General features: G+C 51.2%; 23 protein-coding genes and 1 other RNA gene. 5 read left to right on the top strand and 19 right to left on the bottom strand.

Features of this window, described 5'->3' with window-relative positions; translation table 11 throughout:
* Positions 1–54 precede the first annotated feature (54 nt).
* Positions 55–1,224: a glycosyltransferase family 4 protein gene (locus tag LX59_RS02100; protein WP_144570176.1), complete on the bottom strand. Its 1,170-nt coding sequence runs from the start codon at positions 1,222–1,224 to the stop codon at positions 55–57.
* A gap of 95 nt (positions 1,225–1,319) precedes the next feature.
* Positions 1,320–1,730: a hypothetical protein gene (locus LX59_RS02105; RefSeq protein WP_144570177.1), complete on the bottom strand. Its 411-nt coding sequence runs from the start codon at positions 1,728–1,730 to the stop codon at positions 1,320–1,322.
* 432 nt (positions 1,731–2,162) lie between these two features.
* Here LX59_RS02105 and nudE point away from each other — a divergent pair, with 432 nt between their 5' ends.
* From nudE to LX59_RS02120, 3 genes are read left to right on the top strand one after another with little or no spacing between them, the layout of a single operon-like run.
* Positions 2,163–2,726, top strand: coding sequence for an ADP compounds hydrolase NudE (gene nudE / locus LX59_RS02110; protein WP_144570178.1), 564 nt, complete (start codon positions 2,163–2,165; stop codon positions 2,724–2,726).
* Entirely contained in the window at positions 2,723–3,580 is an 858-nt protein-coding gene (gene cysQ / locus LX59_RS02115) for a 3'(2'),5'-bisphosphate nucleotidase CysQ (protein WP_144570179.1), read from the top strand. The genes nudE and cysQ overlap by 4 nt, the downstream gene beginning before the upstream one ends.
* A 54-nt stretch (positions 3,581–3,634) precedes the next feature.
* Positions 3,635–4,351 carry a VC0807 family protein gene (locus LX59_RS02120; protein WP_144570180.1) on the top strand — a complete coding sequence of 239 codons (717 nt, stop codon included), beginning with the start codon at positions 3,635–3,637 and terminating at the stop codon, positions 4,349–4,351.
* An 86-nt stretch (positions 4,352–4,437) separates the two neighbouring features.
* Here the strand turns inward: LX59_RS02120 and lpxC are convergent, their stop codons facing one another.
* The 17 genes from lpxC to rsmI form a co-directional block, all read right to left on the bottom strand.
* On the bottom strand, positions 4,438–5,352 hold the full coding sequence (gene lpxC, locus LX59_RS02125) for a UDP-3-O-acyl-N-acetylglucosamine deacetylase (protein WP_144570181.1): 915 nt from the start codon (positions 5,350–5,352) through the stop codon (positions 4,438–4,440).
* Positions 5,353–5,458: 106 nt separating this feature from the next.
* On the bottom strand, positions 5,459–6,658 hold the full coding sequence (gene ftsZ, locus LX59_RS02130) for a cell division protein FtsZ (RefSeq protein WP_144570182.1): 1,200 nt from the start codon (positions 6,656–6,658) through the stop codon (positions 5,459–5,461).
* 58 nt (positions 6,659–6,716) lie between these two features.
* Positions 6,717–7,988, bottom strand: a complete 1,272-nt coding sequence (gene ftsA, locus LX59_RS02135; protein ID WP_144570183.1) for a cell division protein FtsA — start codon at positions 7,986–7,988, stop codon at positions 6,717–6,719.
* Positions 7,989–8,001: 13 nt separating this feature from the next.
* The gene (locus LX59_RS02140) at positions 8,002–8,883 is read right to left on the bottom strand and encodes a cell division protein FtsQ/DivIB (RefSeq protein WP_144570184.1); all 882 of its coding nucleotides are present in this window, start codon (positions 8,881–8,883) and stop codon (positions 8,002–8,004) included.
* A gap of 2 nt (positions 8,884–8,885) precedes the next feature.
* On the bottom strand, positions 8,886–9,830 hold the full coding sequence (locus tag LX59_RS02145; protein WP_144570185.1) for a D-alanine--D-alanine ligase: 945 nt from the start codon (positions 9,828–9,830) through the stop codon (positions 8,886–8,888).
* Positions 9,831–9,842: 12 nt separating this feature from the next.
* Positions 9,843–11,285: a UDP-N-acetylmuramate--L-alanine ligase gene (gene murC, locus LX59_RS02150; protein ID WP_144570186.1), complete on the bottom strand. Its 1,443-nt coding sequence runs from the start codon at positions 11,283–11,285 to the stop codon at positions 9,843–9,845.
* Entirely contained in the window at positions 11,278–12,345 is a 1,068-nt protein-coding gene (gene murG, locus LX59_RS02155) for an undecaprenyldiphospho-muramoylpentapeptide beta-N-acetylglucosaminyltransferase (protein WP_144570187.1), read from the bottom strand. Before murG ends, murC begins: the two co-directional genes overlap by 8 nt.
* Positions 12,338–13,567 carry a putative lipid II flippase FtsW gene (gene ftsW, locus LX59_RS02160; protein WP_144570188.1) on the bottom strand — a complete coding sequence of 410 codons (1,230 nt, stop codon included), beginning with the start codon at positions 13,565–13,567 and terminating at the stop codon, positions 12,338–12,340. Before ftsW ends, murG begins: the two co-directional genes overlap by 8 nt.
* Positions 13,567–14,910, bottom strand: a complete 1,344-nt coding sequence (gene murD / locus LX59_RS02165; RefSeq protein ID WP_144570189.1) for a UDP-N-acetylmuramoyl-L-alanine--D-glutamate ligase — start codon at positions 14,908–14,910, stop codon at positions 13,567–13,569. Before murD ends, ftsW begins: the two co-directional genes overlap by 1 nt.
* Positions 14,911–14,916: 6 nt before the next feature.
* The gene (gene mraY / locus LX59_RS02170; protein ID WP_144570190.1) at positions 14,917–15,999 is read right to left on the bottom strand and encodes a phospho-N-acetylmuramoyl-pentapeptide-transferase; all 1,083 of its coding nucleotides are present in this window, start codon (positions 15,997–15,999) and stop codon (positions 14,917–14,919) included.
* Positions 16,000–17,373: a UDP-N-acetylmuramoyl-tripeptide--D-alanyl-D-alanine ligase gene (locus LX59_RS02175; protein ID WP_144570191.1), complete on the bottom strand. Its 1,374-nt coding sequence runs from the start codon at positions 17,371–17,373 to the stop codon at positions 16,000–16,002.
* Positions 17,366–18,838 (bottom strand): UDP-N-acetylmuramoyl-L-alanyl-D-glutamate--2,6-diaminopimelate ligase, encoded by a 1,473-nt coding sequence (locus LX59_RS02180; RefSeq protein WP_144570192.1) that lies wholly within the window; start codon positions 18,836–18,838, stop codon positions 17,366–17,368. The genes LX59_RS02175 and LX59_RS02180 overlap by 8 nt, the downstream gene beginning before the upstream one ends.
* On the bottom strand, positions 18,838–20,568 hold the full coding sequence (locus LX59_RS02185) for a peptidoglycan D,D-transpeptidase FtsI family protein (RefSeq protein ID WP_144570193.1): 1,731 nt from the start codon (positions 20,566–20,568) through the stop codon (positions 18,838–18,840). Before LX59_RS02185 ends, LX59_RS02180 begins: the two co-directional genes overlap by 1 nt.
* A complete protein-coding gene (gene ftsL, locus LX59_RS02190; protein ID WP_144570194.1) occupies positions 20,565–20,855 on the bottom strand; it encodes a cell division protein FtsL in 291 nt (96 codons plus the stop codon). Before ftsL ends, LX59_RS02185 begins: the two co-directional genes overlap by 4 nt.
* On the bottom strand, positions 20,852–21,799 hold the full coding sequence (rsmH, locus tag LX59_RS02195; RefSeq protein WP_144570195.1) for a 16S rRNA (cytosine(1402)-N(4))-methyltransferase RsmH: 948 nt from the start codon (positions 21,797–21,799) through the stop codon (positions 20,852–20,854). The genes ftsL and rsmH overlap by 4 nt, the downstream gene beginning before the upstream one ends.
* Positions 21,800–22,135: 336 nt before the next feature.
* Positions 22,136–22,491, bottom strand: an RNA gene (gene rnpB / locus LX59_RS02200) — RNase P RNA component class A.
* Positions 22,492–22,549: 58 nt separating this feature from the next.
* Positions 22,550–23,419 (bottom strand): 16S rRNA (cytidine(1402)-2'-O)-methyltransferase, encoded by an 870-nt coding sequence (gene rsmI, locus LX59_RS02205; protein WP_211354800.1) that lies wholly within the window; start codon positions 23,417–23,419, stop codon positions 22,550–22,552.
* 123 nt (positions 23,420–23,542) lie between these two features.
* On the opposite strand from rsmI, the gene LX59_RS02210 reads away from it, so the two are divergent.
* Entirely contained in the window at positions 23,543–25,369 is a 1,827-nt protein-coding gene (locus tag LX59_RS02210) for a penicillin-binding protein activator (protein WP_425457466.1), read from the top strand.
* Positions 25,366–25,734 (top strand): YraN family protein, encoded by a 369-nt coding sequence (locus LX59_RS02215; protein ID WP_144570196.1) that lies wholly within the window; start codon positions 25,366–25,368, stop codon positions 25,732–25,734. The genes LX59_RS02210 and LX59_RS02215 overlap by 4 nt, the downstream gene beginning before the upstream one ends.
* Positions 25,735–25,794 lie beyond the last annotated feature (60 nt).

Below are 25,794 nucleotides of genomic sequence, written 5' to 3' on the forward strand. Positions count from 1 at the left end.
GAGAACAGAGTCTCTCCTTCCTAAAGAGAGCGTTCCGAACGGGACTGTAAGTACTCAAGGCAGGAGTTGCCGATAAACCTCAATGGTTTGCTGAGCACAGTGCTGCCAAGAGAACCTCTGAGCACGAGCCAAGCCCGCTAGAGCATAGTGTTGGCGCTGTTCGGAGTCTTCCAGCAAGAGTTGAATGCAGGCTCCTAGCTCTTCAGGCTGCCCCGACTCGACCAGCGCGATACTATCCCTAGCAAATTCGGCCATAGAAGTGCGGGCCGTACTGATGACAGGAACACTACTGGACATAGCCTCTAATACCGGCAGACCAAAGCCCTCATAGATTGAGGGGTAAACAAATAACTGAGCCCCAGCATACAAATAAGGTAAATCAGCCTGAGGTACAAAATGGATATGACGTATCCCATGAGTATGCTGCATCGCTTGAATACGCTGGCATAAATGTTGGTTATTCCAACCGGAAGCACCGGCTAATACCAAAGGCCAGTGACAACGAATAGACTCAGGCACTAAACACCAAGCATCTAATAAAGTATCTATGCCTTTACGCGGTTCTAAACTGGCTAAAAACAATACATAACGACCATGCTCTAACGCATAGTTTTGTAAAACTGATTGAGTTTGCTGTGCAGTACGAGGCTGAAACTCAGGCTCCACCCCCAAATGAATACTATGAACTCGGTCAGGGGCTACCCCATAGTCTGCAATTAATTCTTGCCGAATCACTTCAGAAGGGGTGATCAAAGCATCGGCTCGCGCCAAAGTGTTAGGAAGCTGTTTGGCTAGCCAGCGAATCCCTGCCGGATGATATTCGGGGTAACGAACCAAAGCTAAATCATGAATGGTGGCCACACAGGGCCCTGCGTAGGGTTTTAGTATGAAGTTAGGCTCATGGTAAACAAAGCCTTTATGTTCCTCTGCCCCCTTACCAAAATAATGATTTTGAATCTGGGCCCGGACTTGATAGGCCAGCGTCGTTTTACGCAACAGCTCCCGTAGATTTTTTTTAAAACCCGTACCGCCTTTTATCATCCTTTGGCTTTGAGTTTGGCATTGTTCCAGCGCCGTTTGACCGGACAAAAATTCAAACCCAGAAAAACATTTAACAGAGCTGACTTGGTCAGACTGGCCAATATTTTTTAATAAAAACTGGGTGTAATTACCAATACCCGTTAAAGGTGGTTTTAGTGACTCTGTACCCAACAATATATTCATAAACACTCTAGCAACCAGCCAGCTAACAACGCTGCATAGAACCAATATAAATAATAAGGGCGCCTTAAAGCGCCCTTATAAATAAAACCTGTACTTTAATTTAAAGCACGTAAGCGACCGCGAACAATTTCTACCTTGTCGCCCACTTGGAATACTTGGTTGGGAGAGCGAACCCGGATATCTCCTTCGTCAGTATGCACAATATAGGCACGACGAGGATCACGCAGACTTTCTTCTTCTTTTTTCTTGCGCTCAAGTTCTTCCTCAGCCGCAGCATGCTGCGCCGTACCCCCAGCAAACATACCGGCCATAGCGCCTACCACAGCACCAACAGGCCCACCTGAAGCAGCCCCCATCATTACGCCAGATAAGCCACCATAGCCTTTACCTTGGCTGGCATCTTTAATTTCGGCCTTAATTTCACCGACCTTGGTGTCATCCGCCATAGCTATCCCTCCTTCGATAAATAGGGATAGAGTAATGGCAATGAATTTTTTAAACTTCATGTTAGGCATCCTTCTGCATGATTAGCCCAGCTTATAATTAATATGCTCATAAAATGTGCCAGACTATACAAGTCAAAAAAATAATCAGTTTCGTGATGTACGTCAATAGCCTTTCAGTTTAATGACGCAAAAGAGCCAACCCTTGAAATTTTATTTTTCCCGAAGTTAGTCATTAAATTACTATCTTTTTCAGAATATTAGTTACTTTTACTGCTTTTACTTAAAACACATAAAACCCTATTCAAGATATATAACGCACAAAAACTATATTGCAAAAATTTACAAAAAAATGGTAATGCACTAATTTTTAGTTAGCTGATTAAAAAGTCCCTTTAAATACACAACATCACACCTAAATGCACCGAGCAATCTACTGGTACTCCAGCGCACAGCCGCTATGATGGTAGCTTGTCTTTGCAGGAGTGTTTGGCCATGCGCCACAAGCCAGAGGTACTTGCCCGTAACCTAATCGCCTCTACTCGGCTGTTTCGGGTAGAGGAGCTACAACTAAAATTCTCCAATGGGGTCGAGCGCACTTATGAGCGTTTGATCAGCCGGGCAGGCTATGGTGCCGTTATGGTAATAGCCCTTGAAAATTTTGAACGGGCTATTCTCGTTGAAGAGTATTGCGGGGGTACTGAGCGCTACGAGCTATCGCTGCCTAAAGGCCTGATTGAGCCCGGAGAAGATGTATTGGCAGCCGCCAACCGAGAACTTAAAGAAGAAGCAGGCTTTGGAGCCAAAAACTTAGAGCATCTGGGGGAATTGTCTTTATCCCCTGGCTACATGGGGCAGAAAATCCAACTGGTTCTAGCTTGGGATCTGTACCCAGAACATCTGCCGGGCGATGAGCCAGAGCCTTTGCGTATTGATTACATCCAACTTAAAGAGCTATCCCAACTGATTCATCATCCCTCCTTTAGCGAAGGGCGTGCCTTAGCTGCACTGTACCTTGCCAGGGATTTACTGAGTCAACGCGGGCTTTTCCCTTCATGAACTCAACAGTATTTGAGGCCGTCATAGCGCTAGCCCAGCAAGCCGGCTCTTGCATACTTCCTTATTGGAGAACGGGGCTACAGGTACAGGAAAAATCGGACGCATCCCCAGTAACGGCTGCTGATATGGCCGCGCACCAATGCATCCTTTCGGGGCTACGGGCATTAGATCCTAGTATTCCGGTTCTGTCTGAGGAGGATTGCTCCATTCCTCTGCATGAGCGCCAACATTGGACACGTTGGTGGTTGGTCGATCCTTTAGATGGCACCAAAGAATTCATTCAGGGTAGCGAAGAGTTCACCGTCAACATCGCTTTGATTGAACAGGGACAGGCGGTTTGGGGCGTAGTGGGATTACCGGCCAAACAAGCCTATTACTACGGCGGCTCTTTACAACAAGCTGCTTGGTACTGTAGTCCAACAGAACGACACGCGCTCAAAATCCCTGTCCAACCCCATACCCTAGGCCCAAGCTCTATTATCGCCAGCCGCCGCCATACTAATCCGGCGCAGGAACAGCTACTCCATTTAATTCAAGAGACTCTGGGCACTCCAGAACTACGCTCTGCAGGTAGCTCACTGAAGTTCTGTTTAGTGGCTGAAGGCCAAGTCGAGTGCTATCCTCGACTGAGCCCAACCGCTCAGTGGGATACAGCCGCCGCCCAAGCCGTACTGGAAGGGGCCGGTGGAGTAGTACTGACCTTGGATGGCTCCCCTTTAACCTATGAAGCCCGACAAGACTTCATCAATCCAGCATTTTTAGCCCTACCTGCTAAAGCTCCTTGGCGCGATCAGATATTGGCACTGGCTTGCTCTAGTCAAAGCTTTGCTACTGCTGCTCAGTCCAAACACTAACGCGCTCCCCACTACATTCTTATCCTTCATCCCTTATTCAGATATGCACATATTATGAGTATGCCTTCATCAAGTCCTCGTCCGAAATCTCAGCATCCACTCACAGACCTCATCATCAGTATTCTCATTCCGTCCATCATCATGATGAAGTTGAGCGGAGAGGAGTATTTAGGCAGTGATGGTGCTTTAATACTGGCTTTAGCCTTTCCCTTAGGCTGGGGAATTCTGGAGCTCATCCGCTACCGCAGTTTCAATTGGATTGCCTTACTGGGTTTGGTGAGCACCCTGCTCACAGGTGGCATTGGTTTACTGCGCTTAGATACTCAATGGTTAGCGGTTAAAGAGGCGACTGTACCCTGTCTATTGGGTGTTGCCGTACTGGTTTCCACCCGAACCCGCTATCCCTTAGTACGAACACTGCTGTACAGCCCCCAAATACTGAACATTGATAAAATCCAAACGCACCTTGAGCAACGGGGGGTACAAGCTGTATTTGAACAACGCCTATTGCGAGCTACCTACTGGCTAAGCAGTACCTTTTTCTTTTCAGCTACGATGAATTACATTTTGGCGAAATGGCTGGTGACTAGCCCTTCTGGCAGCGAAGCCTTCAATGCAGAACTAGGACAGATGACCCTACTGAGTTACCCCATGATTGCCATTCCCTGCACACTCATGATGCTCGGTATTCTGTATTACCTATGGCGTACCATTCACGGCTTAACAGGACTGTCTTTAGAAGAAATTTTGGCGCATCCACCGCAAAAGTAAGAGCAGATAGCCATTTGAAGCTATGGATGAGAAAAGACCACCTAGGTTAAAAGGTGGTCTTAATCTTAGAAAGGAGGCTACTTAGCTTAGCCAATGGCGGCAGGGCGCATATAGGAAATCGGAGCATCTGTCATAGCCCCTTCGAAGGTAACTACCTCCCAAGCATCCTGCTGCTCAATTAACGCCCGCAGCAACTTATTGTTTAATGCATGACCTGATTTATAACCGCGAAACTCACCCACTAGACTATTGCCAAGCAAATATAAATCACCGATAGCATCTAGGATTTTATGCTTAACAAACTCATCCTCGTAGCGTAGGCCATCCTCGTTCAGCACACCCTGCTCGTCTACCACAATGGCGTTATCTACACTGCCACCCAAAGCGAGATTATGGGCGCGCAAGTACTCAATATCGCGCATAAAGCCAAAGGTTCTTGCCCGACTCACTTCTTTCACAAAGGAAGTGCTGGAAAAATCTACACTTGCCACCTGTGTTCGTTTTTTGAACAAGGGATGATCAAAGTCGATCTCAAAAGACACTTTAAAGCCATTAAAGGGCAAGAACGTGGCGCGCTTATCACCTTCAGTAACAGATACTTCCCGTTTAATGCGGATGAATCTCTTCGCCGCATCTTGCTCTTGCAAGCCTGCTGATTGAATCAGGAACACAAAGGGGCCTGCACTGCCATCCATAATGGGGACTTCAGAAGCGGAAAGTTCCACTAAGGCATTATCAATGCCTAAACCCGCCATTGCAGACAATAGATGCTCTACGGTATCCACCTTGACCGCTCCATTGATCAAGGTAGTGGACATAGTGGTTTCACCTACGTTTTCTGCACGAGCTGGGATAAATACAGGCGGCACCAGATCAGTTCGGCAAAATACAATACCAGAGTCCACTGGAGCGGGCTTCAGGGTCAGGTATACCTTTTCACCCGAATGTAGGCCGATGCCCGTAGCACGGATGGTATTTTTCAGGGTTCGTTGTTTGATCATGGCTCGCGTCGCTACAGCGCCCTTAGCTAGTGGTGTTCAGCAAAGCGGGAATCATAACAGAACCCAACCGGCCGACTCTCTAAACTGATGCCTAGACTTAGTCCTCTCAATCAGCTTGACGTCTTAAAAAAGCAGGAATATCTAAATAATCCAGATCCTCTTGGGAGTTAATACGGTTAGCGCTGGAAGATTGAGCCTGATTGCGCAAGATGGTTGGACGCTCTAAATCACGGTAATTCACGTTTTGAGGATCAGGGCGTACTGGAGCTGTAGGCTGTTGCTGTTGCTGTTGCTGTTGCGGCGCTGCAATTGTAGTTTCAACAGCAGGCTTAGTCACAGGACGATCCAAACGCGAATTCAACCCGGTGGCTACTACAGTAACGTGCAGCTCATCACGCATTTCAGGATCAATCACCGCGCCTACTTTGACAGTAGCTTCATCAGAGGCAAAGGCTTCGATGATCTCGCCCACGGCGGCGTACTCACCTAAGGACAGATCATTGCCAGCGGTAATGTTAACCAGAATACCCCGTGCGCCCAGCAGATCGACATCTTCCAATAAGGGGTTACGGATGGCGGCCTCTGTCGCCTCACGGGCACGATTTTGGCCACTGGCAAAACCAGTTCCCATCATCGCCATGCCCATTTCACCCATCACGGTTTTCACGTCTGCAAAATCGACGTTCATTAAACCGGGGCGCTGCATAATATCGGAAATACCCCGTACCGCACCGGCTAACACATCATCCGCTTTGGCAAAGGCGGCCAGCAGGCTGGCATCTTTACCCAGAATGGTCAGCAACTTTTCGTTAGGAATAGTGATTAATGAGTCAACGCACTCGGATAGAGCACGGATACCCTCATCGGCCACCTGCATCCGCTTACGCCCTTCAAAAGGGAAGGGTCGAGTCACTACAGCTACGGTCAGAATGCCCATTTCTTTGGCCACCTGAGCAATAATAGGTGCAGCACCTGTACCGGTTCCGCCACCCATACCGGTGGTAATGAACACCATATCCGCACCATCGAGCACTTCAGAGATGCGTTCGCGATCTTCCATCGCCGCTTGACGGCCAATCTCTGGATTAGTACCAGCCCCCAATCCTTTGGTAATGCCAGAACCTAATTGTAAAACAGTACGTACTTCAATCTTTTTCAGGGCTTGTGCGTCTGTATTAGCACAAATGAATTCAACACCCTCGACATTGCTGCGAGCCATGTGATTTACGGCATTACCACCGCCGCCACCCACACCGATCACCTTAATTACTGCGTTTTGCGGACTATGATCAACGAGCTCGAACATGCTGAATCTCTCCTGTAATCCCGTAATTTCTAATTCTATATATTTGCTTTTCTACGTTTCAGAAATTACCTTGAATCCAACCCTTTAAACGACCAAGCATAGACGGCTTTGGTGGCTTTGGCTGATATTCGTCAGGTTCATCCAGAAACGGCTCTAAGTCAGACATGGGTGTCCCCTCTGACTGCTTTTGCAATCCGTATAACAGTAACCCTACGCTGGTTGAATAAATAGGATTACGTACCACATCTGCTAACCCCCTAACACCTTGAGGTGTTCCCAAGCGCACGGGCATGTGGAAAATCTCTTCAGCCAGCTCTACCGCTCCCTCCATCTTTGCTGTCCCTCCGGTTAGCACCAAACCAGCAGGGATTAAATCTTCATAACCACTGCGGCGTAACTCAGCTTGAATTAATGTAAAGAGCTCTTCGTAACGTGGCTCTACTACTTCAGCTAATGCCTGACGAGACAACTCACGAGGCGGACGGTCTCCTACACTCGGCACTTTAATCGTTTCACCCGCTCCTGCCAGTTTGGCTAAAGCACAGGCATAACGGATTTTTATTTCCTCAGCATATTGCGTCGGAGTGCGCAGCGCCATAGCAATGTCATTGGTGACTTGATCACCCGCAATAGGGATGACCGCAGTGTGACGTATAGCACCTTCCGTGAAAATGCAGATATCGGTAGTTCCGCCCCCAATATCGACTAAACAAACGCCTAATTCTTTTTCATCGTCTGTCAATACGGCGTTCGCGGAGGCCAGTTGCTCTAGGATAATATCATCGACTTCTAAGCCACAACGACGTACACATTTTTCGACGTTCTGGGCAGCGTTAACAGCACAGGTCACCACATGCACCTTAGCCTCTAAACGTACCCCTGACATTCCTAAAGGCTCGCGAACGCCCTCTTGATTATCAATAACGTAATCTTGGGGCAGCGTATGCAAGACCCGCTGGTCTGCTGGAATAGCTACCGCTTGAGCCGCATCCAACACCCGTTCCAGATCAGCTTCACTGACTTCACGGTCTTTGATAGCCACAATACCGTGGGAGTTCAAACTGCGAATATGATTACCGGCTAAGCCCACAAAAGCAGAATGAATCCGACAACCGGCCATCAGTTGAGCCTCTTCGATCGCTCGCTGGATCGATTGCACGGTTGATTCGATATTGACGACAACCCCTTTCTTCAGACCCCGTGATGGATGGCTGCCAATACCAACAATTTCTAATTGGCCTTCGGTTGTCACCTCACCGACCAACGCCACTACTTTAGATGTGCCGATGTCGAGTCCAACGATCATCTTCCCAGTTTGCACATAAGACATGTTCGGTTTTCCTTCAATTCTTTCTGGATGCCGCTGCTTTCGCTGCCGGGGTTGCCTCACGCCATGCTACGGCTAAACCCTTAGGATAGCGAAGGTCAATACGTGCAATATTGTCACGTTGGGGTTCCAGCGCTTTTTGATAAATGGTGGTAAAACGGCGTACTTTTTCCAGCACCTGATCACGCCCTAACAGCATTTCAATGCCCTGCTCTGTGCTCAGAAACCAGCTACCGCGATCACGCAGCTCCAAACGTGTAATCGAAAATCCTAAAGGGCGTAACATGTGACTCAGTATTTGATACTGATGCATCACTTTTTGCTGCGCTCGTTGTGGGCCATACAAATAAGGCAAGTGTGCGTAATTTCCCGTATCACCCGGGGTAAACGACTGCCCCTGAGTATTTAATAATGCCTGCTGCCCCCAACGGGCTATGGGTATCTGCTCAGCTAGGTGTACAACGATCTGATCAGGCCACACACGACGCACCTCAGCCCGCGCCACCCAAGGAATTTGCTCTAACTCTTGGCGAATACCGAGTAAATTAACTTGGAAAAAAGGCCGCTCGACTAAAGGAGCTAGTCGCTGCTGCACAACCAGAGGGCTAACATGGGGAAGCTCCCCCTGCACGGCAACACGGGCTATGGGCCGATTAATGTAGGGCAACAAATTTTGACTTAATACATACCCCCCAACCACCAACCCCACCAACAGCAGCCCCCAGAACAGGTGCTTAAAAATCCCAAACCAATAAAATCTTGGCTTTGGGGGCTTGGCTGGCTTCGCTGTGGAGGAGCTAGACGAAGGCCTTTGTAATCGACTCGCTCCCCGTTGTCCCACTCCGCCTAGCTGTGGAGCACGCTTATCCTGCGATTGTGAACGCACTCCCAGAACCATGCTTAACGTCCCTTGACCAAAGTATCGCTCAGAATAGCCAATACCAACTGCTGAAAGTCCAGACCCGCAGCGCGGGCGGCCATAGGCACAAGGCTGTGATCGGTCATGCCGGGAACTGTGTTGATTTCAAGTAGCCAAAAACGACCTTCAGCATCTTGCATCACATCAACTCGAGCCCAGCCTTGAACGCCTATTGCGTCACAAGCCTGTGCTGTCAGAGCACGCAACTCTTGTTCTTTATCAGCCGATAAACCACAGGGAATACGGTATTGGGTGTCATTGGCCAGATACTTGGCATCAAAATCATAAAAAGTGTGGGGTGTACCCAAACCAATGGGAGGCAAAATCTGCCCGCCAAGCATGGCGATGGTGAATTCTGGGCCTTGAATCCATTGCTCAACCAACACCTGAGGATCGTAGGTAATCGCGGTATTCCAAGCCTGAACCAAAGCCTCAAGGCTGTCCACCTTGGCCATGCCAATGCTGGAACCTTCGTGGCTGGGCTTGACGATTAATGGAAAGCCCAACTCCTGAGCCGCCACTTGGCAATCTTGCTCAGAGGTCAGGGTGGCATAACGAGGTGTAGGCAGGCCTCTGCTTAACCAAACCTGCTTAGTACGCAGCTTGTCCATCGCCAGAGCAGAAGCCAATACCTCGCTACCGGTATAGGGAATACCCGCGCACTCCAGCAGGCCTTGCATACTGCCATCCTCACCGCCACGACCATGTAACACGATAAAAGCACGGTCAATAGACTCAGCGGCTAAACGCGCGATGATGTGTTCATCCACATCAATACCGAAGGCGTTCACTCCAGCAGACTGCAATGCTTCCAGTACGGCCTGTCCTGATTTAAGCGAAATCTCGCGCTCGGCACTGCGGCCGCCAAACAGAACCGCCACACGCCCAAAAGCTTGTGGATCACGGGTTGATTGCAGCGCACTCATTTCAAGACGTCCTCACAGCGCAGAGTCGATAAATAATGGATTTTTAATCAGTTGTGGGGCTAAAGCGCCCACATCTCCAGCCCCTTGGCACAACAAAATATCATCGGGCCGTAGTAGCGGTTTAAGTATGGGGGCTAGGTCAGTACCTCGCTCCACATAGATAGGATCAAGTTGCCCACGCTGGCGGATGCTGTGACACAACTGTCGGCTATCCGCTCCGGGAATGGGCTCCTCTCCCGCGGGATAAACCTCCAGCAGCAAGAGTACGTTGGCATCGGTCAGAACCTGTACAAAATCCTCATACAGATCGCGGGTGCGGGTAAAACGATGGGGCTGATAGACCATGATGAGGCGGCGTTTTGGCCAGCCACTACGCACCGCTTTAATGACCGCCGCTACCTCTCTGGGATGATGGCCATAATCATCTACCAGCATGACGCTGCCGCCTTCTACCTTGAGCTCGCCATACACCTGAAAACGCCGCCCTACGCCTTGGAACTCCGAGAGCCCTTGGATAATGGCGGTATCAGAAATCCCTTCATCGGTGGCAATAGCGATGGTAGCCAAGGCATTCAATACATTGTGGTTGCCGGGCATATTGACCATCAAATCCATCGGCTCACGCCCCTGCCGATGCACTCGAAAATAGGTGCGCATCCCCTCTTGGCGAATATGGCTAGCCCAAACATCGGCCTCTTCAGACAGACCATAGGTTAAACGCGGGCGACCAATTTGTGGCAGGATTTCGCGCACAATCGGATCATCAATGCACAGCACGGCCAACCCATAAAAAGGCAGGTTGTGCAGAAAGTCGACAAAGGTTTTCTTGAGCTTGCCAAAGTCACCGTCGTAGGTGTCCATATGGTCAGCATCAATATTAGTGACTACAGACACCATCGGCTGTAGGTGCAGGAAGCTGGCATCACTCTCATCCGCCTCGGCAATCAAATAGCGACTGCCGCCCAGTTGTGCGTTGGTTCCCGCTGCATTCAAGCGTCCACCGATCACAAAGGTGGGATCAAGGCCCGCTGCGGCAAATACCGAAGCCAATAAACTGGTGGTGGTGGTTTTACCGTGGGTGCCTGCTACGGCGATGCCGTGGCGATAGCGCATTAATTCGGCCAGCATTTCGGCACGGGGAACCACAGGAATGCGTTGCTCTAAGGCACTGGCCACTTCGGGGTTTTTGGCGTTTACTGCACTAGAAACCACCAATACGTCCACGCCTACCACATGCTCGGCACTGTGACCAATAAAGATCTGAGCCCCTAAAGCCGCCAAATGCTCGGTATTGGCTGAGGATTTGATGTCTGAGCCTGAGACTTCATAGCCCAGATTGAGTAACACCTCAGCGATGCCGCACATCCCGACACCGCCAATACCCACAAAATGCACCCGACGAATTCGGCGCATACGACGCTCTTCAGCCTTGACAGCTCCCGGCGATTTAGCCACGGGTGGCCTCCAGACAAATAGTTACTAATTCGGTCGTCGCTTTAGGACGCGCTAACTGACGAGCCAATGCGCCCATTTGCTCCAGTACCTGGGCTTGGGTCATTAACTCAGTGAGTTGAGCCGCTAAACGGGCAGCATCCAGTTCTGCTTGTGGCAAAATCTGGGCGGCTCCGGCATTAGCTAAATAACGAGCGTTAAAGGTTTGGTGATCGTCAATAGCATGCGGCAGCGGAATCAGTAGCGAAGGGAGCGCAGCGGCTGCTAATTCACTCACCGTTAAAGCCCCTGCACGACAGACTACTGCATCCGCCCAAGCATAAGCGTGAGCCATATCCTCAATAAAGGGCAAAACTTTCACCTCTACGCCCGCTTCGCGATAGCGCTGCTCGGTGCGCTCTGCATGTTGCTTACCCGTTTGATGCCAAACCACAGGGCGCTGTTGTTCGGGAATCAGTCCCAAAGCTTCAGGCAATAAGCAGTTCAGCGGCTCGGCCCCTAGGCTGCCGCCCAGCACCAAGAGATGCCGAGGTGGTTGGTCAGTAATTTGCCGCGAGGCTTGGGCAAATAACTCAGGACGTACTGGATTGCCCGTGGTGTATAGGTGCGTCTTAAGTTTAAAGGTTTCTGGAAAAGCCTCACATACTCGATCAGCCAAAGGAGCCAACAGACGGTTAGTGGTTCCCGCTACCGCGTTTTGCTCATGGATAATCAAAGGAATGCCACACAGCTTAGCGGCCAGCCCTCCAGGGCCAGAGACATAACCACCAAAGCCCAAAACACAGACAGGCCTCAACTGACGCATCAGGCGAATGGATTGCACTAAAGCGCCCAGTAACTTAAAAGGAGCGCTTAAGAGCGTTTTAAAGCCTTTACCACGTAGCCCGCCAATACGAATATGGTGCAGAGGAATACCAGCAGCGGGTACTAGATCGTTCTCAATCCCCCGGGGTGTACCCAACCAATGCACATCAAAGCCTCGGGCTCGAAACTCTCGCGCACAGGCCAGCGCTGGAAATACATGACCGCCCGTACCGCCGGCCATGATCAATACCTTAGTCATGCAGCCGCTCCTCTCCCAATTCAGGTTCTATTCTGCTCGATTTAGGATGGGGAACATATGTACGACCTTCCCGCAGCATTCGACGGCGCTCCCAATCAATACGCAACAAAATAGCCATACTGGCGCAGGTTACAACCAAAGAGCTGCCTCCATAACTCAAAAAGGGCAAGGTCAAACCTTTAGTGGGAAGTAGACCGGTATTTACTCCGATATTTACCAAAAATTGGCCAATCCATAGAAAAGCCAATCCCCAACTCACATAGGCACCAAAAAACAGCCCTGCACGCTCTGCGAGCAATCCCAAGTACAGAGCGCGCAATCCAACAAAGGCAAACAAAGCTACGGTAGCCAGTGCCCCGACCATACCCAACTCTTCTGCCAATACCGAAAATACAAAATCGGTATGAGCTTCAGGGAGGTAGAACTGCTTTTGCACACTATTACCTAAACCTACGCCTAGCCAGTCACCGCGCCCAAAAGCAATCAGCGCTTGAGTGAGCTGATAACCAGAGCCGTATTGATCCGCCCAAGGATCAGTAAAGGTAATCAGGCGCTGCATCCGATATTCTTGGGTTTGCGCCAAAACGTAGACAGCGAAGATAGCCAGTATGGCCATAAGTCCGAAGCGAAACAGGCCCACACCACCCAAAAACAGCATGGCAACGGCAGCGCCCATCATAATCACCGTTGCCCCGAAGTCGGGCTCCATCAACAGCAAAAAGGCCATCGGCAATAGGATTACAAAGGGTTTAAAAAATCCCCACCATTGTTCCCGTACCTCCTCCTGTCGCCGCTCCAAATACCCTGCGAGGTAGATGACCACAAACAGCTTAGCCAGCTCGGAGGGCTGAATGTTGAAAAAGCCGAAGCCAATCCAGCGCATAGAGCCGTTCACTTCGCGACCTATGCCCGGAACCAACACCAGTACTAACAAAACAAAGGCTGCCAGCAGCAGTTTACCGCTAAGGCGATCCCAAGAGGCCATTGGAATGAGCAAGGTCAAGGTGGCCGCAATTAGCCCCAAGCTAATGTAAATCAGGTGGCGAATCATGTAGTACAGGGTGTTGCCTGTGGTAGCCGTTGCTACTTCAGAGGAGGCGGAGGTGATCATCACCAAGCCCAAACCTAATAAGCCCAGACAACCTGCTAACAGGGGGAAGTCAACATCAACGCCACTCCTAAGCGGTGAAGACTCCCTATCTTTATGTAATCGGGAAAGCATCAGGCAAGCCCCTCTACAGTAGCGGCAAAGAGCTGCCCGCGCTCTTCAAAGTTTTTGAACATATCCAAACTGGCACAGGCCGGCGATAGCAATACCGCATCCCCTGCTTGGGCTTGTTTAGCAGCTAACTCCACAGCTTCTTCTAAAGAAGCAGCGGCTTCCAGCACTACCGTACCACTCAAAACTTCCGCGATACGGTCAGCATCACGGCCAATCAATATTACGGCACGGCAGTAGCGGGCCACCGGATCCCGCAACGGCTTAAAGTCAGCACCTTTGCCGTCACCTCCGGCAATCAGCACCAAACGGCCGGCAATGTCTGCGCCTAAGCCTTCAATAGCGGCTAAAGCAGCTCCAACATTGGTGGCTTTGGAGTCGTCGTAGTAGCTCACTCCAGCACGCTCTCGAATCCACTGACAGCGATGGGCCAGTCCGGTAAAGCTTCGTAATGCCTTCAGCATCGGTGCAAAGGGTAAGCCTACGGCATACCCTAAAGCCAAAGCGGCTAAAGCATTGGCCTGATTATGGGTGCCCCGAATTTTCAATTCACGCACGGGCATCAAAGCATCAAACTGAAAGGCCAAATGCTTTTCGCCTCGAATTTCCAACAAACCAAAGTCTTTGAAGTGGGGCTCACCCAAGCCAAAAGTCCAAAAAGGTACGTTGTCGTTTAACAAGGGCTGACTTAAGGGGTCGTCACGATTGACCACAATCTGCCGTGCACCTCGGAAAATACGGTGTTTGGCTCGGTGGTAAACGGCCAGCCGTTTGTAGCGATCCATATGGTCTTCGCTGACATTCAAGCAGGTGGCAACCTCAGCACCTAGATGCTCGGTGGTTTCTAACTGAAAGCTGGACAGTTCCAACACATACAGCTCAACCGAATCGTCTAAAAGATCAAGGGCTGGGGTTCCTAAGTTTCCACCTACACCCACTTTGCGCCCTGCGGCCTGAGCCATCAGGCCCACCAAAGTGGTTACGGTACTTTTAGCATTGGAGCCGGTAATAGCCACAATGGGCGCTGTGGCCGCTTTGGAAAAAAGGTCTATATCCCCAGAAATACGCACACCTCGAGCCGCTGCATCAAGTAATGCGGGCGTATGCAGTGGCAATCCAGGGCTGACCAATAACTCGGTCGCTCGACACAAAAACTCTGTGTCCAGCTCACCGCAGTGTACCTCTACATTGGGAAAATCACGACGTAGGGCAGCCAGCTCTGGAGGGGCAGTTCGCGTATCCACCACAGCAAATGGAACACCTTGACTGGCTAGGTAGCGAGCTACGGATAAGCCGCTCTTGCCCAGTCCCACCACAATACGGAGTTGATCAGAAACTGGCTGCACGTCTGTTTACCTCAACTTCAGGGTGGCCAAACCAATGAGTACCAAAACCACGGTGATAATCCAGAAGCGCACAATCACGCGCGGCTCTGGCCAGCCTTTCAGCTCGAAGTGGTGGTGAATGGGAGCCATACGAAATACTCGTTTACCGGTTAGCTTAAACGAGGCAACTTGAATCATGACCGATAGGGTTTCGATAACAAACACCCCACCCATGATGAATAGCACGATTTCTTGGCGCACGATGACGGCAATAGTGCCTAAAGCAGCTCCTAAGGCCAACGCACCCACATCGCCCATAAATACTTGGGCCGGATAGGTGTTGAACCAGAGAAAGCCCAATCCCGCACCGATTAAAGCGCCGCAAAATACAATCAGCTCACCCGCGCCCGGCACATAGGGAATCAACAGATATTGAGCAAAGTTGACGTTACCGGACAGATAGCAAAATATGCCTAAGGCTCCTCCCACCATGACCGTAGGCATAATGGCTAAACCGTCCAGGCCATCGGTTAGGTTCACTGCATTGCTAGAGCCCACAATGACAAAGTAGCTTAGAACTACAAAGCCAAAGCCTAAAGGAATACTGACATCCTTTAACATCGGCACAATAAAGGTGGTTTCTACCGGTGTTTGCGCCGTCCAATACAAGAACAAAGCAGCCACCAAACCAAACACTGACTGCCAGAAATACTTCCAACGACTGGGCAAGCCTCGGGAGTTTTTCTCAATCACTTTGCGATAATCATCCACCCAACCGATGGCCCCAAACAGCAGGGTGACCAACAAAACAGTCCACAGATAACGGCTGGATAAGTCGCCCCACAACAGGGTACTGACGGTGATTGCCGATAAAATCAGCGCGCCGCCCATAGTGGGTGTACCCTTTTTCGACAGATGAGACTGCGGGCCATCATTACGAATCGCTTGACCAATTTGGCGCAGCTGTAGGGTACGGATCATCCAAGGCCCTAAGCATAGGGCAATGATTAAAGCCGTCAGTACCCCTAAAATCCCCCGTAGGGTCAGGTACTGAACTACCGAAAATCCAGTGTAGAACTGTTGCAGATACTCTGCGAGCAACAGCAGCATTCAAAGCGTCTCCGTAGGGGATGAACTCAAAGCAGTAACGACCTTGTCCATTGCCGCACTGCGTGAACCTTTAATCAGTAAGCTAGTATCTGGAGCACATAGGGGCTTTAAGGCCGCGATGAGGGCCGCTTGGTCACTAAAGTGGTGTCCAGCATCGCCAAAGGCCGCTACCGCATGGGCCATATGCGGGCCCACAGCATATAAAGCGTCCACTTTACCCTGAGCGTATTGGCCTACTTGTCGATGGCTAGACTCAACCCAATCGCCCAGTTCACCCATATCGCCCAGAACTAAAATTTTGCGTCCAGTCAGGCTGGCCAGAATATCAATGGCCGCCATCATGGAAACGGGGTTGGCATTGTAGCTGTCATCAATTAAACGCACGCTACCCAAACCCAAAGAAGTTACCGCACGCCCTTTAACCGGCTGCACGGCTTGTAATCCCTGTTGAATGGCGCTAGGAACAATCCCCATCGCGTAGGTAACAGCAGCAGCAGCTAAGGCATTAGCTACGTTATGCCGCCCCAGCAAATTGAGTTGTACCTCCAGATTTCCCCAAGGGCCTTGCATCTGGAACTGGGGACATCCGCGTCCATCTTGAGTCAAGGCAAGGGCGCGTACATCAGCCTGTTCGCAGAACCCAAAGGACAATACCGAACGTGCTCCCGCCCGCTGTTTCCAGCGTTCAAACGCCGGATCATCACGGTTTAGCACTGCAACGCCCTGATCGTCTAAGCCTTCTAAAATCTCGCCCTTAGCTTCAACAATACGTTCAGGCCCACCAAACTCACCCACATGGGCTAAGCCTGCATTGGTAATCAAGCATACCTGCGGGCGTACTAAGGCCACCGTATAGGCAATTTCTCCCACATGGGAAGCGCCTAGTTCCAAAATAGCGCTTTGGTGTTGGGCATTCAGCTCCAATAGGGTGAGAGGAACGCCCAAATCATTGTTCAAATTGCCACGGGTAGCCAATACACTCTCGGCCCCGTGGGCCACGCGTAAAATGCTGGCGATCAGTTCTTTGGCGGTTGTTTTACCGCTAGAGCCCGTCACAGCGGCCATTGAGCCACTAAAGCGCTGACGATTTAAAGCCCCCAACTGACCCAAGGCTATACGCGTATCAGCCACCTTTAATTGAGGCAGAGGACAATCCGAAACTGCATGGGCTACCAAAGCAGCCACCGCGCCCTTGGCTGCTACTTCGTTTAAATATTGATGCCCATCAAAACGTTCACCCACTAAGGCAATAAACAACTGCCCCGGCTGAATGGCTCGACTGTCAGTACTGACTGAGCAGAAGGACGCATCCGACCCGATCAATTGGGCAGCCAGAGGCACTTGGAGCTCACTCAAGCTGAAGCGCTTAAACATGGGTGGCACTCCAAGCCTCTAAGGCACGACGGGCTTCTTCATAATCCGAGAAGGGGTAACGTACACCCTGAATTTCTTGGTAATCCTCATGCCCCTTTCCGGCTAACAACACCACGTCCTTAGCTTGGCTAAGGGCAATCGTATGGGCGATGGCTTCAGCGCGGCCTAATAAGCATTCAATAGAATCTGGGGCCACAAAACCGGAGCGAATATCGGCTTGGATCTGGGCTGGATCTTCAGAGCGCGGATTATCATCCGTCACCACCACTACATCGGCTAGGCGCTCGGCGGCGGCGGCCATCAAGGGACGCTTACCACGATCCCGATCCCCACCACAGCCAAATAAGCAGCGTAGTTGCCCTTGGCTGGCATGGGGACGTAAAGCCGTCAGCACTTGCTCTAAAGCATCTGGGGTATGGGCGTAATCAATAATCACCAGTGGTTGCCCTTTTCCACCTAGGCGCTGCATACGCCCCGGAGGAGGATTTAAGCGTGGCAACACTGCCAAAATTTCATCCAAGGGATAACTCATGCCCAGCAAAGCGCCCACTACCGCCATCAAATTACTGAGGTTAAAACGGCCCAATAAAGGACTGCGTAGGCTGCTCTCCCCTTGAGCCGTGACTAAGCGCGCCTGTATGCCCTGATCGTTGAACTGGGCACTGGGGCAATACAAAACAGCCGTAGGATCATTCAGGCTGTAGGTAATCAGTTGCGAAGCCTGATCCTGAGCGGCCAAGTGCCGTCCAAAAGGATCATCCAGATTGATAACCCGGCATTTAACACTAGGCATGTTGAATAAACGGGCTTTGGCTTCACCATAGGCCTCCATAGTGCCGTGATAATCCAGATGGTCACGGGACAGATTGGTGAACACCGCCATGTCAAAATCCAGCGCTGATACGCGCCCTTGCTCTAAACCGTGGGAGGACACCTCCATCGCCACGGCTTCAGCTTCAGCCTGCTTGAGATTGGCTAAGGCCTCCTGTACTCCTAAGGCATCAGGGGTGGTGTACAGACTACGGGTCAGAGCACCGTAAAAGCCACAGCCTAAGGTTCCAATCAGGCCACAGCGCTCACCCAGTAAATCTAAGGCTTGAGCTAAGAGTTGGCTCACGCTGGTCTTACCATTAGTGCCGGTGACACCGATCAGGCGCAAGCTGCGACTGGGATCACCATGAAAACGCCCGGCAATAGCGGACAGTTGCGCACATAAATCTTTAATAGGCAGAGCGACTACAGGTGCAGCAATGTCCAAATGCTCTGGAGCGCCCTCTAATTCATAGGCAACAGCTACGGCCCCTCGCGCAATGGCATCAGCAATGTGGTGACGGCCATCGGACCTCAAACCAGGAACGGCTAAAAACAAATCGCCGGGGCGGACATTTCGACTGTCCAAAGCCAAGGCACGCACCATGACCGAGGTATTGGCTTGGGGGAACAGATGATTTAACGGCACGGCCATCAACCACGCCCTCCTTTGCTAGGTTTTACTTCTACGGTTTGCAGCGATGGGAGGTTATCCGGGGCCACATTCAACAGGCGCAAAGCACCTGCCATCACATTAGCAAAAATCGGAGCCGCTACCTGTCCACCGTAATACTGGCCCGTGCTGGGCTCATCAACCATCACGACCATAGCCAAGCGTGGATTCGAGACCGGCGCGATTCCCGCAAAAAAAGCCCGGTAAGCACTGGCGGTATAACCACCATGCCCGGAAATTTTCTTAGCGGTACCACTCTTACCTGCGACATGGTAGCCCGGTACCTTAGCCCGCGCACCACCGCCCCCTTCCTCCTCAACCACTGCTTGCAACATATGCAATACAGTACGAGCGATCTCAGGCTTAACCACCTGCTGCGCCACGGGAGGCGTTTCCTGACGGATAAGCGATAAAGGCACAAGCCGACCCTCATTACCTAATACGGTGTAGGCATGGGCTAACTGAGCAGCGGTAACGGATAATCCATAACCATAGGCCATAGAGGCTATTTCCGGTGGCCGCCATTTGGGGTGATTGGGCAATTTACCTAAACGCTCACCCGGAAACCCTAGCCCGGTATCCTGTCCAAAGCCCACCTGATGCAACAGGGTATGCAAAGGTTCTGGGCCTATGTCTAAGGTAATCTTGCTCACCCCGACGTTACTGGATTTTTTCAAAATCCCCGTCAAATCCAACAATCCGCCCCGAGATACGTCCTTAATGGTGTAACGCCCAATTTTCATGGAGCCTGGACTGGTGTCTACCACCGATGAGGGATGGTAACGACCTGTGATCAAAGCAGCGGTAATAGAAAAGGGCTTCACCGTGGAACCGGGTTCAAATAAGTCCGTTAAGGCGCGGTTACGCATGGCAGCGGGTTGCACGGTACGACGATTATTGGGGTTATAGGTAGGCTGGTTCGCCATCGCTAAAATTTCCCCGGTTTTAACATCCACCATCACAAGGGTGGCCGCTTTAGCACCGTGCTGTTGTATGGCATTACGCAATTCACGATGAGCTAAATATTGCAAACGCAGATCAATAGATAGTGCCAGCGTTTTTCCCGGTTTGGCGTTCTGTACCACTTGAATGTCTTTAATCACTCGCCCCCGGCGGTCTTTAAGTACCTGCCGCTTTCCGGGAACCCCCGCTAACCATTCATCGTAGGCCAGCTCAATGCCTTCACGTCCCCGATCATCAATATCGGTGAAGCCTATGAGATGCGCAGGAACCTCCCCCGCCGGATAAAAGCGCCGAAACTCCTCTTGAGAGTAAACTCCGGGAATTTTCAGAGCCAGGACTTGCTGACCCTGCTCAGGCGTTAAGCCACGAGCCAGATACATAAACTCACGGTGTCCCAATTGTTGGATGCGTTGGCTCAGACTCTGGGCATCCTGCCCCAAGGCTGCCGCTAAAGCCGCCCAGCGTACCGGAGCAATCTGCTGATCTTTCAGCTCTTTTGGGTTAGCCCATAACGCCGTTACTGGGGTGCTAATGGCTAAAGGCTCGCCATGACGATCTGCAATCACGCCACGGTGAGCGGGAATGGGGATATAACGCACACTGCGGGCATCGCCTTGCTCTTTCAAAAACTCCTGACTTAACACCTGTAAGTCAATAATGCGCCACGCGATAGCAGCCACCATCAAGAGCAGTAAGCCTAAAACCACGCGAAAACGCCAAGGATACACAGCCCCTTGAAGGTCTTTCATGGCTGCACCAGCTTGATATCAACAGCACTGGGGACGTGCATATTCAGTTGTTCCGTAGCTAGGGTTTCAATGCGGCCATGGGCCGTCCATGTGCTTTGCTCTAACACCAAGCGCCCCCATTCAGCTTGGGTTTTGTCGCGCACGCTCAGTTGCTGAAATAACTCACTGAGCAACTGGCGGTTCCAATGGGCTACATAAGAAACCGCCATTGATGAAATCAGGACGCTGACAAACAGAATCAACAGCAACCAAGTGCCGCCGGGTAATCCTTGCTTGATGCCTTTCATCGTAGTTTCTCTGCTACCCGCATAATGGCGCTGCGCGAACGAGGATTATCCGCCAGCTCCTGAGCGGAGGCGTATTGCGGCTTGCCAATCAAGCGCAAGCGGGGGTCAAATTTTTTACTGTAGACGGGTAAATCCCGTGGCAGTTGATCTTGCTCGCCTTTAGCATGGCGGCGCATAAAATGTTTCACGATACGGTCTTCTAGGGAATGGAAGCTAATCACTACCAAACGCCCACCCACGGCTAAGGACTCAAGAGCCTGCTCCAAAGCATGCTCTAAATCACCCAGCTCGTTATTGATGTGAATGCGAATACCTTGGAATGCCCGAGTCGCAGGATGCCGTCCCTTTTCCCAAGCCGGATTAGCCGCCGCTAACACCTGAGCCAAATCACCAGTACGCTGAAAAACTTGTTGCTGGCGGCGCTGTACCACCGCGCGGGCCATGCGTTTGGCAAAGCGCTCCTCACCGTAGTTTTTCAGCACCTGAGCGATTTCCTCTTCCGAGGCTAAGGCGATCCACTGGGCAGCACTGAGTCCTTGGTCTGGATTCATACGCATATCCAAGGGGCCATCCTGCATAAAACTAAAACCACGTTCAGGATCGTCTAACTGAGGCGAAGAAACCCCTAAATCCAACAGTAATCCATCAACGGCACCCTGCCAGCCACGCTGAATGACTTCTTCACCTAAACAGGCAAAGCTTTGCTGAACGATACTAAATCGAGGATCTTTGGCTGCTAACTCCAAGCCGGTTTGAATGGCTTGAGGGTCTTTATCAAAACCCAATAAAGCACCTTCTGCACTTAGTTGGGTCAAAATCAGGCGACTGTGTCCCCCACGGCCAAAGGTACCGTCGATATAACGCCCCGAAGGCTTTACCGCTAATGCAGCTACGGCTTCGTCACGCAACACGGTTATGTGCTGAAAACTTGGAGTTAAATTCACAAAGTCACGTCATGCAGTAATCAGAATAGGCAGTCCGATGGATGCTCTCAGCTTGGCTTTATTCATCGGAACCATCGGCTAGTTCAGCCTCTGAACCATGACACTTCATCCAAAGCATCACCACTTTGGCATAAGTCAGAGTTTTCCGTAGTTAGGCACAACGAAGGGGCACGATAGACAGGTCTTATTAAGATAACGCTAAGGGGTCTGTCCATCACAGGAGCGAACTATAAAAATGCGCTCATCTTATCGTCAAGACAAGGACATAGATAGCGATAAGGACTGAATAAAAACAGGCCAAGTGGTGGCCTATTGCTCACTAAGCATTAGATGAGGTCGGAGAGTCGATCTATAAGCCGGGTTCTGTCGAGGACAGTCATTCCTCTACGATGGCCATCACTGACTATCTTTAGCAACCTACCCGGATCCAGCGCGGGCCACGCCAATGGATCCCTATTTGGTCTTGCTCCAAGTGGGGTTTACCTAGCCACGAACTGTTGCCAGCCGTGCGGTGCGCTCTTACCGCACCTTTTCACCCTTACCGGCACTTGCGTACTTAGGCGGTTATTTTCTGTGGCACTTTCCGTAGGCTCACACCTCCCAGGCGTTACCTGGCACTTCGCCCTATGGAGCCCGGACTTTCCTCCCTCCCCTTTCGGATGAAAGGGAACAGCGACTGCCCAATCGACTCTCCGGCGGCAAGGATAGAGTGCTTAACCTGAACCTGCAAGCCTAGGCATTAGCTAGGCATTAGCTGGACTTACGCTCTAAAGCCACTTGATACAACTGATTTTTGCGCGCTCCGGTAATTTCCGCAGCCAAAGCGGCGGCCCGTTTAACAGGTAACTCTTTCAATAACAGATCCAACACCCGTAGGCTTTCGGGGTCTACCTCATCCTCAGACTCAGGTTTTGACCAACCAGCTACCAACAATACAGACTCCCCGCGCTGCTGGTTCGAGTCTGCGGCTACCCAATCGCGCAAAGCGCCTAGTGGTAGGCCTTTTAGCGTTTCAAAGGTTTTACTGAGCTCTCGTGCTAATAATGCCGGTCGATCCTCACCCAAAATGGCAGCCAGATCGGTTAAACAATCTAATAAACGGTGGGGTGCTTCGTAAAAAATCAAGGTGCGCTCTTCACGCTGTACGGCGGTTAAACGACTCTGACGAGCAGCAGATTTTGCCGGTAAAAAGCCCTCAAAGATAAAGCGATCCGAAGGCAAACCCGCCGCAGACAGTGCCGCCACTAAAGCACAGGGGCCAGGAATAGGGACAACAGAAATCCCCGCCGCGCGCACTTGACGCACGAGGTGATAACCCGGATCAGAAATCAGGGGGGTTCCAGCATCGGAAATTAACGCAATATCCTCACCCGCCAATAACCGAGTTATTAAAGCAGCCCCTTGTTCCCGCTCATTATGATCGTGACACGCGATTAACGGCGTAGAGATACCAAAATGGCGCAAAAGCGGAGTAGAATGGCGCGTATCTTCCGCCGCAATTAGAGCAACCTCGCGCAGAGTTCGTATAGCACGAGTGCTCATGTCGTCTAGGTTACCAATCGGCGTGGCAACCACATACAGTGTCCCCACTGTGGAACCCGTATAACTTTTAGCACTCACAGGCTCTACCCTTCGGTCATGAAAGCCGCATTGTATCCCTTTTTGTGTCAGCGCATCGCCGCACGATTCCGGCTTGGGTACACTTCCTTGCCGCACCACGACAATCAGGACATCTCTACCATGATGGATCGCCTGCGTTTACCCGTACTTGCGCTTATTATTCATTTACTCAGTGCTTGCTCTAGCACGCCGGAAGGCCCGGTATTGGGTGAGCTACCTCGTACACCTCAGGCTAACGTGCAGCAACTGTTACAACAGGCTGCTACCCTTGAGGGAGAGCAAGCTTGGCTATTGCGTCTCTCCGCCGCTGATCAAAGTGCTCGGGGCGGCGACTTATTACAGGCACGCCGTATCTTGGAGCAAACCCCCCTTGAGCAGTTAAAACCTGCGCCTCAAGTGTTTGCCTATACCCTACAAGCAGAGCTGGCATTGGCCCAACAACGCCCTGATCAAGCTCTGACGGCCATTCAACACAACAGTTTTCAACGCTTGGCTGAGTTACCACTCCCTCAGCAGGTACGCAGTCACATGGCTCGGGCACGAACCTTTGAGGCCAATAATCAGCCATTAACGGCCATTCGTGAGCGTATTTTTTTGGCCTATCAACTCAATGGGCAACAACCGGCTACGGCTGAAAATCATCAAGCCATATGGCAATTGGTTTCTGGACTATCGGATGAACAACTCAGTGCTACCGGTACTGAGCCTGATTTAAACGGCTGGATCAGTTTAGGACGTATGGTTCGCCAAGCCAAAACACTGCCGCAGCAGCAACAAGCCATCAATTTGTGGCGGCAGCAAAACCCCAATCATCCGGCCAGCCGTCAGCTACCGGATGAGTTGAACAAGCTTTTGACCTTTGTGGATCAGCCGCCCCGTCAAGTTGCATTGCTTTTACCGCTACAGGGATCCTTAGCCAACATCGCCCAAAGCATCCGTGACGGCTTTATGGCCGCCCACTTTCAGGCCCAGCAAGAAGGCAATGCTCTAGCGCGAATTCAAATTTACGACAGCACTCAATTCAAAACCCTAGACAGCTTTTACCAACAGGCTCAGGCCGATGGGATTGAACTGGTGATTGGCCCCCTAGAAAAAGAGCCCGTCCGCCAACTGGCTAATATGAGCCAACTGCCTATTCCAACCTTGGCCCTAAACTACACCGATCCCGGCCAGCAGGTGCCTGCTCAGTTATTCCAATTTGGCTTAGCGGCTGAAGATGAGGCCCGTGAAGTAGCGCGCCGCGCTTGGGCTGAGGGTCATCGCCGCGCCATTGCCTTGGTTCCCAGTGGAGATTGGGGAAATCGAGTGCTGGAAGCCTTCCGCCAAAGCTGGAGCAGTCAAGGAGGCACCCTCCTAGCCGCAGAAACCATCGCCGAGCCCGGAAAACTCGCCGCCCAGTTGGTGGAAGTCTTCCGGCTGCGCGAGTCTGAAGCGCGCGCTAAACGTTTACAGCAGCAACTGGGTACCCAACTATCATTCCAGCCTACCCATCGGCAAGATGTTGATTTCCTGTTCCTAGCTGCTACACCTCAGCAAGCACAGCAGGTTCGTCCTGCATTGATTTTCCAATATGTAGGAGATGTGCCTGTTTATGGTACTTCGCAATTACATGCCGCGACCCAAAATCGCACCCAATATCTGGATCTGGAAGGCATTCGCTTTACCGAAACCCCTTGGTTGTTAAATCCCAATACCCTACTGCGTCGAGCCGTTGAGCAACAATGGCCGCAAGCTAGCAGCAGCCTAGGACGAATTTATGCCATGGGTGCTGATGCCTATTTGCTGGCCTCACGCTTGAAACAGCTACAAGCACTCCCAGATACCCGTCTTGAGGGTGTGACTGGAGTGTTACAGCTCAACACTTGGCGGCGGATTGAACGCCAGTTGCCTTGGGCGACGTTCCACAATGGCGAAGTTATCCCTTGGACTACCACCCAAGCAAAACCATGAGTACAACATCGCGGACACTGGGCCAGCTCAAGGAAGAGCAGGCTTTGGATTACCTCCGTGCCCAAGGGTTACAACTGGTAGCCCGTAATTGGAGTTGTCGTGGCGGTGAGTTAGATTTGATCTTACTACACCAGCAAACGTTGGTTTTTGTAGAGGTTCGATACCGTAGCCGCAAGGATTGGGGTTCTGCTTTAGAAAGCATCACTCCACGCAAACAGCAGCGTCTGATTACCGCAGCGCAGGCTTTTTTAATGTCGGAACCCCATTGGGCTCATCATCCTTGCCGCTTTGATGTACTGGCCATCCAGTCACAGGCCCAAGGAGCAGATCATGTTGAATGGGTACGCCATGCCTTTGATGCCTGAGTACCCAACTTCTTATCACTCTTTCATGGCCTGAAACTGGCCCGATCATTCGAGGTAAAG

The organism is Azomonas agilis (assembly GCF_007830255.1).
Classification (GTDB): domain Bacteria; phylum Pseudomonadota; class Gammaproteobacteria; order Pseudomonadales; family Pseudomonadaceae; genus Azomonas; species Azomonas agilis.